This is a genomic window from Actinomadura rubrobrunea NBRC 15275 (genome assembly GCF_001552235.1).
GTDB classification, from domain to species: Bacteria; Actinomycetota; Actinomycetes; order Streptosporangiales; family Streptosporangiaceae; genus Spirillospora; species Spirillospora viridilutea.
In genome coordinates, this window is record NZ_BCQU01000012.1 from 25,370 (window position 1) to 41,062 (window position 15,693).

Annotated in this window: 14 protein-coding genes and 1 riboswitch; of the genes, 9 read left to right on the forward strand and 5 right to left on the reverse strand. The window is 72.6% G+C overall.

All coding sequences use genetic code 11. The features are described 5' to 3' along the window. Nucleotides 1-243: 243 nt before the first annotated feature. The 3 genes from AR3_RS05570 to AR3_RS05580 all read left to right on the forward strand — a co-directional run bounded on the left by AR3_RS05570 (nt 244) and on the right by AR3_RS05580 (nt 2,653). On the forward strand, nt 244-636 hold the full coding sequence (locus tag AR3_RS05570) for an SSI family serine proteinase inhibitor (protein ID WP_083950978.1): 393 nt from the start codon (nt 244-246) through the stop codon (nt 634-636). 112 nt (nt 637-748) lie between these two features. After that, complete coding sequence (locus AR3_RS05575) at nt 749-1,135, forward strand: hypothetical protein (protein WP_067909440.1); 387 nt, start codon at nt 749-751, stop codon at nt 1,133-1,135. 198 nt (nt 1,136-1,333) lie between these two features. Continuing rightward, nucleotides 1,334-2,653: a tetratricopeptide repeat protein gene (locus tag AR3_RS05580; RefSeq protein ID WP_067909443.1), complete on the forward strand. Its 1,320-nt coding sequence runs from the start codon at nt 1,334-1,336 to the stop codon at nt 2,651-2,653. A gap of 93 nt (nt 2,654-2,746) precedes the next feature. Here the strand turns inward: AR3_RS05580 and AR3_RS30305 are convergent, their stop codons facing one another. The 3 genes from AR3_RS30305 to def form a co-directional block, all read right to left on the reverse strand. Further along, entirely contained in the window at nt 2,747-2,911 is a 165-nt protein-coding gene (locus AR3_RS30305) for a hypothetical protein (protein WP_157406624.1), read from the reverse strand. A gap of 265 nt (nt 2,912-3,176) precedes the next feature. Continuing rightward, on the reverse strand, nt 3,177-3,341 hold the full coding sequence (locus AR3_RS30310) for a hypothetical protein (protein ID WP_157406624.1): 165 nt from the start codon (nt 3,339-3,341) through the stop codon (nt 3,177-3,179). 481 nt (nt 3,342-3,822) lie between these two features. Continuing rightward, nucleotides 3,823-4,353 carry a peptide deformylase gene (def, locus tag AR3_RS05585; RefSeq protein WP_067909446.1) on the reverse strand — a complete coding sequence of 177 codons (531 nt, stop codon included), beginning with the start codon at nt 4,351-4,353 and terminating at the stop codon, nt 3,823-3,825. A 43-nt stretch (nt 4,354-4,396) separates the two neighbouring features. Then, nucleotides 4,397-4,606, forward strand: a riboswitch (cobalamin riboswitch). 113 nt (nt 4,607-4,719) lie between these two features. Here def and metE point away from each other — a divergent pair. From metE to AR3_RS05600, 3 genes are all read left to right on the forward strand, one after another. Next, entirely contained in the window at nt 4,720-6,978 is a 2,259-nt protein-coding gene (metE, locus tag AR3_RS05590) for a 5-methyltetrahydropteroyltriglutamate--homocysteine S-methyltransferase (RefSeq protein ID WP_067909449.1), read from the forward strand. Nucleotides 6,979-7,065: 87 nt separating this feature from the next. Further along, nucleotides 7,066-7,713: a dienelactone hydrolase family protein gene (locus tag AR3_RS05595; protein WP_067909597.1), complete on the forward strand. Its 648-nt coding sequence runs from the start codon at nt 7,066-7,068 to the stop codon at nt 7,711-7,713. Beyond that, complete coding sequence (locus tag AR3_RS05600; RefSeq protein WP_067909452.1) at nt 7,710-9,122, forward strand: RtcB family protein; 1,413 nt, start codon at nt 7,710-7,712, stop codon at nt 9,120-9,122. Before AR3_RS05595 ends, AR3_RS05600 begins: the two co-directional genes overlap by 4 nt. A 10-nt stretch (nt 9,123-9,132) precedes the next feature. Here the strand turns inward: AR3_RS05600 and AR3_RS05605 are convergent, their stop codons facing one another. Beyond that, complete coding sequence (locus AR3_RS05605) at nt 9,133-9,567, reverse strand: archease (RefSeq protein WP_067909454.1); 435 nt, start codon at nt 9,565-9,567, stop codon at nt 9,133-9,135. 265 nt (nt 9,568-9,832) lie between these two features. Between AR3_RS05605 and AR3_RS31650 the strand changes: the two genes are divergently transcribed. Further along, the gene (locus AR3_RS31650; RefSeq protein ID WP_217998463.1) at nt 9,833-12,061 is read left to right on the forward strand and encodes a terpene synthase family protein; all 2,229 of its coding nucleotides are present in this window, start codon (nt 9,833-9,835) and stop codon (nt 12,059-12,061) included. A 191-nt stretch (nt 12,062-12,252) separates the two neighbouring features. Then, a complete protein-coding gene (locus AR3_RS05615) occupies nt 12,253-13,200 on the forward strand; it encodes an oxidoreductase (protein ID WP_067909457.1) in 948 nt (315 codons plus the stop codon). Nucleotides 13,201-13,635: 435 nt separating this feature from the next. On the opposite strand, the gene AR3_RS05620 is transcribed toward AR3_RS05615, so the two are convergent. Continuing rightward, nucleotides 13,636-14,811 carry an acyl-CoA dehydrogenase family protein gene (locus AR3_RS05620; RefSeq protein WP_227023253.1) on the reverse strand — a complete coding sequence of 392 codons (1,176 nt, stop codon included), beginning with the start codon at nt 14,809-14,811 and terminating at the stop codon, nt 13,636-13,638. A gap of 316 nt (nt 14,812-15,127) precedes the next feature. On the opposite strand from AR3_RS05620, the gene AR3_RS05625 reads away from it, so the two are divergent. Then, nucleotides 15,128-15,619 (forward strand): YcxB family protein, encoded by a 492-nt coding sequence (locus AR3_RS05625; protein WP_067909460.1) that lies wholly within the window; start codon nt 15,128-15,130, stop codon nt 15,617-15,619. Nucleotides 15,620-15,693 lie beyond the last annotated feature (74 nt).

A 15,693-nucleotide genomic window follows, 5' to 3' on the forward strand; every position in this document is an offset into this window, starting at 1 on the left:
AGCTCACTTTGCAGAAGTGGTCAATTATTGTTTAAGAATCAATCTGATGGCCGTTTGCGGTCAAAACTCCCGGTTGTGCGCACGTCATCGGCTTCCTAACCTCGGGGAGGCGGGCAGATCCGCGGGCAGGAACTGTCGCGGATCGCCGCCGCTCCTTACCGCGCGGGCGTCCCGATCACAAATCGGGGCGCCATCGTGCCGGACGCCGCAGACCGCGGCAGGCGAATTTCAAGGAGTTTCGAGATGCGCGTGCGTACAACGCTGGCGGTCGCCACGGCAATGGTGTCGATTCCGTTGGCGGCACCGGTCGCCGAGGCGGCGTCGGGACCGGTCGGCAGCTACGTGCTGTCGGTCGTTCCGGCGGACGGCCTGGGCCGGGCGGTGAGCGCCACCCTGTGGTGCGACCCGGACGAGGGCACCCACCCCGACCCGGTGCGGGCCTGTGACCAGCTACGACGTGTCCATGGAGAGGTGGCGCGGCTGCCGGAGCGCCCCGGCCCGTGCACCTTGGAGTACGCGCCCGTGCGGGTGATCGCGCACGGGGCCTGGAAGGGCGAGCGGCGTGACTACATGCGGACCTACCCCAACCGGTGCGCGGCCGTCCGCGCCACCGGCGGCGTAGTGTTCGCATTCTGAGACCTTCCTGGAGACCCACCGGGGTGGCTGGGTCGGCGAGTCGCCGGCGTGGAAATTGTGCGGGGTTCCACGCCGGCGACTCCGCCATGAAAAATGCGAGGTATCCGTATCCATGGTCATATATATCGCCGCGGCCGCGGCCGCGTTTTCTCTCCTTCCGGCGGCGTCGCCGGACGTGCTCGTCTCCTACCAGAAAAGCGGCGGATTCGCCGGCGTCCGGGAAACGGTCGTCGTCCACCGGGACGGACGAGTGGTCACCGGTGCCGGACGCACCGCCGAATTCACGTTGGACCGCGCCGATTTGGCGCGGATCCGCCGTGCGGTCGGCGGCGTCACCACGCGCACCTCCTCGCGCCGCTGGTGCGACGTCCCCGACCACTTCACCTACACGCTCGCCGCCCGCGGGTGGCGCGCCACCCGCTGCCACCGGCTTCCGGACGACTGGCGCCCGGCCGTCACCCGGCTGGAGGCGCTGCTGCGGGACTCGGCGCGTTCCTGACCGACGCACGGGAACGACCGCGGCGGTCGCCCGCCCCCGCGTGACCGGCGCCCGGAGCGCGGCGGGCATCTCCGGGCCGCGTGGCCGCTGGACGCCTCTTTCGTCCGTTCGCTCACGGTCTGACCGTCAAAGGCGGAACCCTGGTCTCCAGCCGGGAGTCGTACACCGGGAGACCCGGACGGGCGTGGGAAGGACGGCATGGCCAGGACGTGGCATGAGGAGCAGGCGTGCCGGGTGGCCGCGGAGGCGGGCGACGCCGAGGCCCAGGCGCAGCTCGGCCTGATGTGCGAGCGGGACGGCCGCGTGGAGGAGGCCGAACGGTGGTACGCCGCGGCCGCCGAGACCGGCCACGTGATGGCCATGAAGTACCTCGGCACGCTGCTGTCCGGCGCGGGCCGGACCGGCGAGGCCGAGCGGTGGCTGCGGGCGGCGGCCGACGCCGGCGAAGTCCAGGCGATCGTCAACCTCGGCACCCTGCTCATGGGCGATCCGCAGCGCCGGGGCGAGGCCGAGGAGCTGTTCCGCCGGGCGGCGGAGAAGGGCGTCGTCCACGGGATGGTGAACCTGGCGCTGGTGTGCGCCGAGACCGGGCGGGACGCCGAGGCGCACGAGTGGTTCACGCGGGCGGCCGAAGCCGGGGACACCGAGTCGATGCTGTATCTCGGCGACGCGGCGCGGCGGACGGGACGGGCCGAGGAGGCCGAGGGGTGGTTCCGCCGGGCCGCCGAGACGGGCGACCCCGCGGCGATGACGGAACTGGCCCGCTGGTGCGCGTCGGCGCAGCGGATGGAGGAGGCCGAGCGCTGGCATCGCGCCGCCGCCGAGACCGGGCGCGCGCTGTCGGTGACGAACCTGGGCGTCTTCCTGGCGCAGTCGGGGCGGCTCGGCGAGGCCGAGCGGTGGCTCCGGCAGGCCGCCGAGGCGGGCGAGCCGCAGGCCATGTTCAACCTCGCCGTCCTGCTCGGCGACACCGGACGCGCCGCCGAGGGCCGCGACTGGTACACGCGGGCCGCCGAGCACGGGCACGTCGACGCCATGTACAACCTGGGGAACGACCTGGCCGACGGCGACCCGCCGCAGGCCGAGACGTGGCTGCGGCGGGCGGCCGAGGCCGGCCACGTCCCCGCGATGTACAACCTGTGCGTGCTGCTGAACGGGCAGAACCGCTACCAGGAGGCCATCCCGTATCTGCTGAAGGCGTCCGACGCCGGATACCCGCCCGCGATGAACGCCGCCGCCCGTGACCTGCTCGACCAGCGGCGCTACGACGAGGCCGAGCCGCTGCTGCGGGGGGCCGCGGACGCGGGCCTCCCGGCGGCGTTCCGCAACCTCGGCCGGCTGCTGAAGGAGACCGGCCGTCTCGACGAGGCCGAGACCTGGCTGCGGCGCGCCGCGGAGGCCGAGGACGTCGAGGCGGTCACCCTGCTGGCGGAGCTGCTGACGCGGTCAGGCCGCAACGATGAGGCGACCCGCTGGTTGCAGTGGCTCGTCCAGCACGGCTACGCCCACCCGGCTTGAGCGAGGCGCCGGTCCTGCTCTCGTCCGGGCGGGCGGGAGTTGATGAGCGGTGCCGGGCCGCCCGGGGGGAGGTGTCCGGGCGGCCCGGGGCGGTCATCGGCCGCGTTGGAGGCGGCGGGTGGGCAGTTGGCGCACGTTGCGGCGGTGGTGGTGGGCGAATGCGGCGGCCCTGGGGTCGCGGCTGGTGCGCTTCTTGCCCTTTTTCGCGGCCTTGGAGAAGGGGTCGTTGGAGTTGATGTTCAGGTGGATGGCACGCATGTAGGAGTCACCTCCGGGCAGGCTCGTTGAATGCGGCCGCGAAAAGGGCGTATTCGTCTCCGACAACGCCGCAACGGCCGTGAAGACGGCCGGACTGGCCGCGTCTTCGCAGGTTGATGTGGGTGTGCTCGCGCGAGCGGGTGGTCGTGCAGTGGCGGGCTTGTATGGGTGATTCAGGCGCGGGACCGCTCTAGCGAGAGCTCATAGTGATGAATTCAGGGCTGCCGGGCCGCCCGGGGGGAGGTGTCCGGGCGGCCCGGAGTGGTCATCGGCCGCGTTGGAGGCGGCGGGTGGGCAGTTGGCGCACGTTGCGGCGGTGGTGGTGGGCGAATGCGGCGGCCCTGGGGTCGCGGCTGGTGCGCTTCTTGCCCTTTTTCGCGGCCTTGGAGAAGGGGTCGTTGGAGTTGATGTTCAGGTGGATGGCACGCATGTAGGAGTCACCTCCGGGCAGGCTCGTTGAATGCGGCCGCGAAAAGGGCGTATTCGTCTCCGACAACGCCGCAACGGCCGTGAGAGATGGCTGGATGGAGAAGGACCGGAAGACGTCGCCGCTGGTCAACGTGGTGCAGCGGGATCCGGTCAGGTGAGAGGAGGGGAGCGGGCGGCGTGCGTGCCGCGGTTGGCTCAACCCGGAAGATTCACAGCTCCATGCCGAGCATTCAACCTGCCGACGGCATTCGCTGTCAAGACCGTTTTTGCGGCACTCCTCATTTTCAGGCGCGGCCGCGGAAGGCAATGGCGCGACGCGCAGGGCAGGCGCCGCGGACGGCGGGCCGCTTTGCGCTGGTCACACGCGCAGAGCACGCGCGCGCTCAGGACGAGCGGTGCCGTCGGCGGTTTCGGCGGCGTGCGGAAGCGGCGCGGCCTGCCGCCGGCCGCGCCGGTCGAACGGTCGAGGGCCGTTCGCGTGATCAATCGGCCGAGGCGGCGCGGTGGGCCTCGAAGTCCTTGAGCACCTGCTTGCGGACGCGGGTCGGCAGGCGGTCGATGTAGAGCTTGCCGTCCAGGTGGTCCGTCTCGTGCTGGAGGCAGCGGGCGAGCAGGCCGGTGCCTTCGACGGTGATCGGGGCGCCGGTGACGTCGAACCCGTGGCAGGTGGCGCGGTCGGGACGGGCCAGAGGGGCGTGGGCGCCGGGCACGGACAGGCAGCCCTCCTCGCTGTCGTCCAGCCGCCGGTCGGGAAGGTCCGGGAGGACGAGTGTGGGGTTGACCACGACGCCCTTCTGCGACTCGTTGTTCTCGTCCGGGCAGTCGTAGACGAACACGCGCAGGTCCACGCCGATCTGGTTGGCGGCGAGGCCGACCCCTTCGGCCGCGTACATGCTGGCGAACATGTCCTCCACCAGGCGCGCCAGGTCGTCGTCGAACTGCTCGACGGGGCGGCACGGGCGGTGCAGCACGGGTTCGCCCACCAGCGTGATCGGTCTCGCCTGTCCGGTCATCCACGTCCTCCCTCGGTCCGCCTTGCATCGTAGGCGCACCGGGTATGCTCGCCGCTGCGGAAGGTTCATCCGCCGGCCAGCGGCGCGGCGGATGTCGTAAGAGGGAACCCGGTGAGAATCCGGGACTGCCCCGCAGCGGTGTACGGGAACGACCGCCGTCATACGCACTGGGCCGCAGGCGGCCTGGGAAGCGACGGCCAGTAGGACGCAAGCGCCCGTGAGTCCGAAGACCTGCCTCCGCCCGCGCGCCGATCGGCGCGCGGTGTCCACGGCCTCGCGGGAAGGCTCGGGACGCGGGCGTCGATGACACGCCCCCGCCTTGCTCTCTCGTGCGGCCGTGCCATGGCCGGACGAGGGAGAAACGCCATGACATCGACCGTGCTCGGATACCCGCGCATCGGGGCCCAGCGGGAGTTGAAGCGCGCCACCGAGGCGTACTGGGCGGGCCGGATCAGCGAAACCGAACTGCTGCGCACGGCCGGAACGCTGCGACGCGAGGTATGGGACACCCTGCGCGACGCCGGGGTCGACCTGGTGCCGTCCAACACCTTCTCGCTGTACGACCAGGTCCTTGACACCACCGTGATGGTGGACGCCGTCCCCGCCCGGTTCCGGGGGCTGCGAGGGCTGGACGCCTACTTCGCCATGGCGCGCGGCGCCGAAGGGGTGCCGCCGCTGGAGATGACCAAGTGGTTCGACACCAACTACCACTACCTGGTCCCCGAGATCGGGCCGCGCACGCGGTTTCGGCTGGCCGACGGCGCGCGGGCCAAGCCGATCCTCGAATACCTCGAAGCGCGCGAGCTGGGCATCGAGACGCGTCCCGTCCTGGTGGGGCCGCTGACCTACCTGCTGCTGGCCAAGCCGGAGCCGGGGACGGCCACGGATCCGCTGGACCTCCTCGACCCGCTGGTCGAGGTGTACGCGGAGCTGCTGGAGCGGCTCGCGGGGGCGGGCGCGCAGTGGGTGCAGCTGGACGAGCCCGCGCTGGCCGCCGACCGCAGCGAGCGGGAACTGACCGCGCTGGGCCGGGCCTATCACCGGCTCGGCGGGCTGCCGTCCCGGCCGAAGATCCTCGTCGCCACGTACTTCGGGGAGATCGGGCGGGCGCTGCCGGTGCTGGCCGCCACGCGCGTGGAGGCCATCGGCCTGGACTTCGTCGCCGGGCCGGGCAACCTGCAGGCGGTCGCGTCGATCGGAGGGCTGCCGCGCCGCACCGTGGTCGCCGGAGTCGTGGACGGACGCAACGTCTGGCGCACCGACCTGTCGGCGGCGCTGTCCACCTGCGCGGCCCTGCTGGGCCTGGCGGGCGAGGTGGTGGCGAGCACCTCGTGCAGCCTGATGCACGTCCCGCTGGACCTGGACGCCGAGACCGGCCTCGACGACGGCCTGCGGCGGCGGCTGGCGTTCGCGCGGCAGAAGGCGGACGAGGTCGTCGCGATCGGCCGGGCGCTGACGCGCGGATCCGAGGCGATCGCCGCCCGGGCGGCCGAAGACGGGCCGGCCGCGGCGCCGCGCGCCGACTACCGCGTCCGGGCCAGGCTGGACGCGCTCGGGGACGGCACCGTCCGCCCCGACCGGGCGGTGCGGTTCGCCGCGCAGCGGCGGTCGCTGAACCTGCCGCCGCTGGCGACCACGACCATCGGCTCGTTCCCCCAGACCGAGCGGGTCCGCCGGGCGCGCGCCGACCACCGGGCGGGCCGGATCGACGACGCCGCGTACGAGCAGATCATGCGCGCGGAGATCGACAAGGTGATCGACCTCCAGGAGCGGATCGGGCTCGACGTGCTCGTCCACGGCGAACCCGAGCGCAACGACATGGTGCAGTACTTCGCCGAGCGGCTCGACGGGTTCGCCGCCACCCGCAACGGCTGGGTGCAGTCGTACGGCACCCGGTACGTGCGGCCGCCGATCCTGCACGGGGACGTGACCCGTCCGGGCCCCATGACGGTGCGGTGGACGACGTACGCCCAGTCCCGCACCCGCAAGCCCGTCAAGGGCATGCTCACCGGGCCGGTGACCATGCTCGCCTGGTCGTTCGTCCGGGAGGACCAGCCGCTCGCCGCGACGGCCCGGCAGGTGGCGCTGGCGCTGCGCGACGAGATCCGCGACCTGGAGGCCGCCGGGATCGGGGTGATCCAGGTGGACGAGCCCGCGCTGCGCGAACTGCTCCCCCTGCGCCGCGCGGACCGCGCCGCCTACCTCGACTGGGCGGTGGGCGCGTTCCGGCTGGCCACCGGCGGCGTCGCGGACACCACGCAGATCCACACGCACATGTGCTACGCCGAGTTCGGCGAGGTGCTCGGCGCGATCGAGGCGCTGGACGCGGACGTGACCAGCGTGGAGGCGGCCCGGTCCCACATGGAGCTCGTCGCGGACCTGCGGGACGCCGGGTACGCGGGCGGGATCGGCCCCGGCGTGTACGACATCCACTCGCCGCGCGTCCCGCCGGTCGAGGAGATCGAGGACCTCGTGCGGCGGGCGCTGCGGGTCGTCCCGCCCGGCCGCCTGTGGGTCAACCCGGACTGCGGGCTGAAGACGCGCGGCTATGCGGAGACGGAGGCCGCGCTGCGGACCATGGTGGACGCCGCGCACCGCGTCCGCGCGTCCCTGAACGGCATGTGAGCCCGGGGCGCCCGGGCGCATGAGACGGCCGTGCGCGGGTAGGGCGAACCGGGCGGCACAGGCCGTACGAGAGCACTGGGGACGATGATGATCACCACGGGTGTCTCGGTCGGGCTCCCGGACGCCTCCCTCGACGGAGACCTGGTGGTGCCCGACCGGGCCGGCGGAGTCGTGCTGTTCGCGCACGGCAGCGGAAGCTCCCGGTTCAGCCCGCGCAACCGCGCCGTCGCGTCCGGGCTGAACACCGCCGGGTTCGGCACGCTGCTGCTGGACCTGCTCACCGAGGACGAGGAACGTCTGGACGCCGAGACGGCCGCGCTGCGCTTCGACATCGCCCTGCTGGCGCGGCGCCTGGTGGGCGCCGTCGACTGGGCGGGCCGGTCGCCGCAGACGGCGGGGCTGCCCATCGGGCTGTTCGGCGCCAGCACCGGCGCGGCGGGGGCGCTCGCCGCCGCCGCGCACCGCCCCGACGCGGTCGAGGCGGTGGTGTCGCGGGGCGGCCGTCCGGACCTGGCGGGCGACGCGCTGGAGCGGGTGCGGGCGCCCGTGCTGCTGATCGTGGGCGGCGACGACACGGGCGTGCTGGAGCTCAACGAACAGGCCAGGCAGCGGCTGCGCGCCGTCAACCGCCTGGAGATCGTGCCGGGGGCGACCCACCTGTTCGAGGAGCCCGGCGCGCTGGAGCGGGTCACCGAGCTGGCCACCGGCTGGTTCACCGCCCACCTGAAGCGATGAACCTGGTGCAGGAGGGGCCCTACCGGTACCGGATCGAGCCGACCGGCCCGATGCGCGTGCCCGGGGTGGTGTTCGCCTCGCGGGCGCTGCTGCGCGACGCCGAGCAGGCGCTGCAGCAGGTGGCGAACGTGGCGACGCTGCCGGGCGTGGTCGAGGCGTCGTATGCGATGCCGGACGTCCACTGGGGCTACGGCTTCGCGATCGGCGGGGTCGCCGCCACCGACCCGGCCGACGGCGGCGTCGTCTCGCCCGGCGGCGTCGGCTTCGACATCTCCTGCGGGGTGCGGCTGCTGGCCGCCGACATCGACGCGGACGGGCTGCGGCCCGTCCTGCGGGACGTCATGGACGGGCTCGACCGGGCCGTGCCGCGCGGCATGGGCAAGGGCGCCGTCTGGCGGCTCCGCGGCGCCGAGGAGCTGACCGGCATCCTCACCGGCGGCTCCCGGTTCGCCGTCGAACGCGGCCACGGCGTGCCGCGCGACCTCGACCGCTGCGAGGACGGCGGCGCCGTCGCCGACGCCGACCCCGGGCAGGTCGGCGCGCGCGCCGTCGAACGCGGCGCCGGGCAGGTCGGCAGCCTCGGCTCCGGCAACCACTTCCTGGAGGTGCAGCGGGTCGCCGCCGTGCACGACGACGCGGTCGCGGCGGCGTTCGGGCTGCGCCGCGACCAGATCTGCGTGATGATCCACAGCGGGTCGCGGGGCCTCGGCCACCAGGTCTGCACCGACCACGTGCGGGTCATGGAACGGGAGATGCCCCGGTACGGCATCCGCGTCCCCGACCGGCAGCTGGCCTGCGCGCCGGTCGAGTCGCCGCCCGGACGGGCCTACCTGGGGGCGATGGCGGCGGCCGCCAATTACGGGCGCGCCAACCGGCAGCTGCTGGCGGAGGCGGCGCGGCGGGTGTTCGAACGGGTCGCGGGCGTGCGCCTGGACCTGGTGTACGACGTGTCGCACAACCTCGCCAAGCTGGAGGAGCACGAGATCGGCGGGCGGCGGCGCCGGGTGTGCGTGCATCGCAAGGGCGCCACGCGGGCGTTCCCGCCGGGCCACCCCGAGCTTCCGCCGGATCTGCGGGACGCGGGTCAGCCCGTCCTGGTCCCGGGGACCATGGGCACCGCGTCCTACGTGCTCACCGGCGTCCCGGAGGGGCGGGCGTTCTACTCCACCTGCCACGGGGCCGGACGCGCGCAGAGCCGCCACCAGGCCGCGCGCGGCGTCAGCGGCCGCGACCTGCGGGCCCGGCTGGAGGCCGACGGCATCGCGGTGCGCGCGTCGTCGTGGCGCGGCCTGGCCGAGGAGGCGCCCGCCGCGTACAAGGACGTGACCGCCGTCATCGAGGCCGGGGAGGGCGCCGGGCTGTGCCGCAAGGTCGCCGAGCTGAGGCCGGTCGGCGTCGTCAAAGGCTGAGCGGCCGCGATCACACGTCGACCGTCACCGCGCACGTCCAGGCGCCGGAGTCCTCGGCGAGCCGCAGACCGTGCAGCGAGACCGCCTTCGGGACCGCGCCGACCGGCTCGGCGCGTCCCGCGTCCCCGACCGTCATCCGCAACCGGAGGCGGCCGCCGTCGCCCGCGGTGACGTCGGCGGCGAGCACCAGCTCCCCCGCGACGTCGAGCCGGTAGATGACCTCGTCGAGCGCGGCGACGAGCAGGTCCGGGTCCGCGGCGGGGCCGATGTCGGCCGCGCGTTCGCCGATCGGCGGGACGCCCGCGCGGTCCGCGAACGCGTCCACCAACCCGATCATGGCCTCGGCGACGCAGCCCTCCCGCGTGGGCGCCCACGCCTCGATCCGGAGGTCGGCGGTGTGCGGGGCCGTCCGGTGGCCGGACGCCGCGCTGTCTTCACCGGCCATGCGACACCACTACCCTGAGCCGTTCCGTTCAGCCCGGCGACCCCGCCGATGTCCAAAGCCGACCACCTGGGGCTTTGGCCGACGCAATCATCCCGCCGGTGACAGATCCGTTAGCAGACGGCAGCGCATTGTGACCGCCGCCGCCCCTCCGCACGTCTGGTCACAGAGTGCACACGTGCCAATACTTGAGGCGAATCACTCGTCCGGCGGATCGACGCGGCAGGGGTGGGGGCAGAGCATGTGCGTGTTCCAGACGAGCTCAGACGTGATCCGCAACGGCTGGTCGGCGGGGCCGACCGGGTTGGGCACCTCCGCGGCCCGCATCACGGCCCGCCGCGCGCCGCGCGAGGAGACGCGCACGACCGGGCCCGGCCGCGACACGCCGTTCGAGCTGCCGAACTTCTACATGCCGTATCCCGCCCGGCTGAACCCGCATCTCGACTCCGCCCGCGTCCACTCCCGCCAGTGGGCCCGCGACATGAACATGCTCGAGGGCTCGGGAATCTGGGACTCCCAGGACCTGGACGACCACGACTACGCCCTGCTGTGCGCCTACACCCACCCCGACTGCGACGCCGAAGAACTCGGCCTCATCACCGACTGGTACGTGTGGGTGTTCTTCTTCGACGACCACTTCCTGGAGAAGTACAAGCGCACCCGCGACCGCGAAGGCGGCAAGGCCCACCTGGAACGTCTGCCCCTGTTCATGCCGCTGGACGGCGGCGACGTCCCGGAACCGGCCAACCCCGTGGAGGCGGGCCTGGCCGACCTGTGGGCGCGCACCATCCCCGCCATGTCGCGCGACTGGCGGGTGCGGTTCCGCACCCACACCGAGCACCTGCTCAACGAGTCGATGTGGGAGCTGGCCAACATCGACCAGAACCGCGTCCCCAACCCGGTGGAGTACATCGAGATGCGCCGCCGCGTCGGCGGCGCGCCCTGGTCGGCGTGCCTGGTCGAGCACGCCGTGAACGCCGAGGTCCCGGCGCGGGTGGCGCACTCGCGGCCGCTGCGGGTGCTGCGCGACACCTTCTCCGACGGCGTCCACCTCCGCAACGACCTGTTCTCCTACCAGCGTGAAACCGAGGAGGAAGGCGAGCTCGCCAACGGGGTGCTCGTGCTGGAGACGTTCTTCCGGTGCTCGACGCAGGAGGCCGCCGACGCCGTCAACGACATCCTGACCTCCCGGCTGCAGCAGTTCGAGCACACCGCCGTGACCGAGCTGCCGCCGCTGTTCGCCGAAGCCGGCCTCGCCCCGGACGAGTGCGCGCGCGTCCTCGCCTACGCCAAGGGCCTGCAGGACTGGCAGGCCGGCGGACACGAGTGGCACATGCGCTCCAGCCGCTACATGAACCAGGACCTGAACACGGGCCGTCCCGGTGCGCCGCGCGGCCTCGGCACCTCAGGGCTGGACATCAGGACGCTGCTGCGCCGCGCCCGCACGTTCGCGCACGTCCCTCACAAGGTGGGGCCGTCGCTGGTCCCTGACATCGAGCTGCCGTTCCCGCTCACCCTCAACCGGCACCTGGACCAGGCGCGCGAGCACGTCGTCCAGTGGGCCGCACGGACGGGCATGCTGCACCCGCAGCCCGGCGTTCCGACGTCCGGCATCTGGGACGAGGACCTTCTGCGCGGCTTCGACTTCGCGCTGTGCGCGGCCGGGATCCACCCCCAGGCCAAGGCGGAGGACCTGAACCTGGCGGCCTGCTGGCTGACCTGGGGAATCTACGGCGACGACTACTACCCGGCCGTGTTCGGCCGGTTCCGCGACCTCGCCGGGGCCAAGGCGTGCAACGAGCGCCTGCGCCTGTTCATGCCGATCGAGGACCCGCGGGCCGTGCCGCCGGCGTCCAACGCGCTGGAACGCGCCCTGGGCGACCTGTGGGCGCGCACCGCCGAGCCCATGGACGTCCAGGCGCGCCGGCGATTCCGCGACGCCGTCACCCTCATGATCGACAGCTGGCTGTGGGAGCTGGACGACCTGGCGTGCAACCGCGTCCCCGACCCGGTCGACTACGTGGAGATGCGCCGCCACATGTTCGGCTCGGAGCTGACGATCGCGCTGAGCCGACTGGCCCGCTGGTACGAGGTGCCCCAGGAGATCTACGACACCAGCCCCATGCGGTCCCTGGAGAACGCCGCCAAGGACGTCGCGTGCCTGCTGAACGACCTGTTCTCGTACCAGAAGGAGATCGAGTTCGAGGGCGACGTGCACAACGCCGGCCTGGTGGTGCGGAACTTCTTCGGCTGCGACTACCCGACCGCGGTGGGCATCGTCCACGACCTGCTGAACGCCCGCCTGCGGCAGTTCCAACGCACCGCCAACCTCGAACTGCCGGTGCTGTACGACGACTTCGACCTCGACGCCGACGCACGCGCCCTCCTCGACGGCTACGTCCTGGACCTGGAGAACTGGCTCGCCGCGATCCTCAACTGGCACCGCAACACGCGCCGCTACCGCGAACCCGACCTCCGCAGCCGCTACGCCCCCTGACCACTGCTCGGCGGGCGCGCGGCGCGGGTGGCGACATGAGGGAGCCGCTCGCCTCCTCCACCGTCGCCGTCGAACGCTTGAACGCGGCCGGCAACACCCGCTCGTCCTCGAAATGCCGCGTGGCCGACGTTCAGGCCTGGGCCCATGGCGCGCAGCGTGACAGCGCTCTTGTCAGTGCCTACTTTGCTGTCATGCCGAAGAACGCACGGACACGGAGATGGACCGCGGCCGACCTGCCGGACCTGACCGGCCGCACCGCCGTCGTCACCGGAGCCAACAGCGGGATCGGCCTCGCCGCCGTCGACGCCCTGGCCCGCGCTGGCGCCCACGTCGTGCTCGCCGTCCGGGACACCGGACGCGGCGAGGCCGCCGCCGCGACCGTCAGGGGCGCGCGCGGCACGCTGGAGGTGCGCCGCCTCGACCTCGCCGACCTCGCCTCGGTCCGCGAGTTCGCCGCGTCCTGGGACGGCGACCTCGACCTGCTGATCAACAACGCCGGTGTCATGGCCGTCCCGGAGGCCGTCACCAAGGACGGCTTCGAGATGCAGTTCGGCACCAACCACCTCGGCCACTTCGCGCTGACCAACCTGCTGCTGCCGCACATCACCGACCGCGTGGTGACGGTCGCCTCCAGCGCGCACCGGCTCCCCGGCGCCCGCATCCACTTCGAGAACCTGAACCTGACGGGCGAGTACTCCCCGTTCCGCGCGTACGCCCAGTCCAAGCTCGCCAACCTGCTGTTCACCCTGGAACTGCAGCGCCGCCTGGCCGCGGCCGGCTCCCCGGTGCGCGCCCTGGCCGCGCATCCCGGCTGGTCCGCCACCAACCTGCAGAACCGCGACGCCAACCCCCTGCGCCGCATCGGCGCGCAGATCGGCAACCGGATCATCGCGCAGGACAGCAAGGCGGGCGCGCTGCCGACGCTGTACGCCGCCGTCCAGGACCTGCCCGGCGCCTCCTACGTCGGCCCGAGCGGCCCGGGCGAGATCCGCGGCACGCCCACGCTCGTCGGCCGGTCCCCGGCGGCCAGCGACCCCGAAACCGCCCGCCGCCTCTGGGCCGTCTCCGAGGAGCTGACCGGCGTCACCTTCCCCGACCGCCTGCGATCGACGGCTTCCTCCCCTGAACGCGCGCATTGAGCACCGGCGCACACGACCCCGTAGGGGCGTGAACGGAGCGCGGGCTCACTCGCCGATGATCGAGGCAGCATCAGTCGGGCGTGCCGTGTTCAAGGCTGGATGGCGAAGCAAAGGAAGCGAGCGGGGCACGAGTGGGGGCCATGCGTGAGCGCTGCGCCCATCGGTCCGCGTGGACACCGGTGGGGCCGACACCGCGGCGCGGATGACCCGACGGATGACGCGGTCCGAGCTGCTTGACGCGGCGGACGAGCCCCGCCCCGACGGCGTTGCGCAGGTCAGGAGACGACGCCGCGGAGGGCCTGCCGGTCGGGGGAGTAAGTCGAGCGGCAACGCGCAGCACGACTTCGCCCCTTGCCGGCTTGCTCTGCACCGAGGTCTGCGCGGCGGCCAGGGCGTTGGCGCCGAGCCGGGGCGGGCGATGCGGCGCAGCCGAGGTCAGGAGAAGGCGTTCTGCCCGGTGAGGGCGCGGCCGACGACCAGGGAGTGGATCTCGGACGTGCCCTCGTAGGTGAGGACCGATTCCAGGTTCGCGGCGTGCCTGATCACCGGGTACTCGAGGGTGACGCCGTTGGCGCCCAGGATGGTGCGGCAGGTGCGGGCGATCTGCAGGGCCTCGCGGACGTTGTTCAACTTGCCGACGCTGACCTGCTCGGGCGTCAGCGTGCCGGCCTCCTTGAGCCGCCCCAAGTGGACCGCCAGCAGCAGCCCCTTGCCGAGCTCCAGCGCCATGTCGGCGAGCTTCTGCTGGGTGAGCTGGAAGGACGACAGCGGCCGCGCGAACACCTCCCGGTCGGCCGCGTACGCGATCGCCGTCTCCAGGCAGTCCAAAGCCGCGCCCATCGCGCCGAACACGATCCCGAACCGGGCCTCGTTCAGGCAGCCCAGCGGACCCGACAGGCCGCGCGCGCCGGGCAGCATGGCGCTCGCGGGGAGCCGGACGCCGTCCAGCACCAGCTCGCTGGTGACGCTGGCGCGCAGCGACAGCTTGCGCTTGATGTCGGTGGCGGAGAACCCGGGCGTCCCGGCGGGGACGAGGAAGCCGCGGATGCCCTCGTCGGTCTGCGCCCACACCACGGCGACGTCGGCGACCGTCCCGTTGGTGATCCACATCTTGGTGCCGTCCAGCACCCAGTCGCCGCCGTCGCGGCGGGCGCGGGTGCGCATCCGCGCCGGGTCGGAGCCGAAGTCGGGCTCGGTCAGGCCGAAGCAGCCGATGCGCTCGCCCGCCGCCATCGCGGGCAGCCACTCGTTCTTCTGCTCCTCGGTGCCGTACTTCCAGATCGCGTACATGGCGAGCGACCCCTGCACCGACACCAGGCTGCGCAGCCCGGAGTCGGCGGCCTCCAGTTCCAGGCAGGCCAGCCCGTAGGAGACGGCGCCGAGCCCCGCGCAGCCGTATCCCTTCAGGTGCATGCCGAGCAGGCCGAGCTGCCCGAACCGCCGCGCCAGCTCCCGGGCGGGGATGCGGCCGTCCTCGAACCAGTCGGCCAGGTGCGGGCGCAGCTCCTTGTCGCACAGCGTCCGCACGGTCGCCCTGATGTCGCGTTCCTCGTCGGTCAGCAGTCCGTCGACGGCGAACAGCGCCTCGGGGTGGATCGGTGTCTTCGCCACGGCACCCCACTCCACCACACATTGGATGCCGAATCCAGTAGTGATCATCGGTCCGGGTGCGACCTCGACGTCCTTCGGGCGGCCGTCGGTGCGACACCGACACCGTCCCGCGGCGCCGATCCCGGACGCCGTCGCCGAAAACGTCGGGCACCCGGGATGAAGACGCCCTGAAGCCGCAAGTCCGATGTTTTGCTTGGAGAGGGGCGAAGGGTAAGCTCCGCGCTCAGGCCACGATCGCGCTAATGCGCCGGGAGGACGTCCGTCGCCCGTGTCGGTGCCCGATCGGCCACCCTCCTCGAACGGCGAAGGAGGCACGGTGGACTTCACTGTCGACTGTCAGCCCAGTCCCGACGAAGTGATGCGGGCGGTCTGTCTGGGCGCGAAACGGCAGTTCAGACCCCTGCGCCTGACGTTGCCGACCGTAATGGTCGCGGTGGGGCTCCTGTGCCTTCTGGTCGACGCCATCGCCCTGGGCATCGGCATGTTCGCCGGGGCCGCCGTCGTCCCCCTCGCGCTGCGGTGGGCGGTCCGCTGGGTGGCCCGGCGGCAGCTCGGCTACCTGTGCAGGCCCACGACCGTCCACGTGACGAGCGACAGCTACGAGGTCCGGACCGATCAGTCCGCCGTGACGATGCGCTGGTCCCTCTTCGATCGGATCGACTCCACTCCGGAGTTCTGGCTGCTCTTCATGAACCGTCAGTTTGCGGCCTTCCTCCCTAAGCGGGTCTTCGACGACGAGCAGCGACGCCGGCTTGAAAGCCTCTTCGCAGCACGTCAGAAGACCGCAGCCGACCACGGCGCACGTTGACGGCCGACATGCGGCGCACCGTGGTCCGGCGGGTTGGAGAACGAGCCGACTGAGCGCCCTCCGCGCTCGTGAGA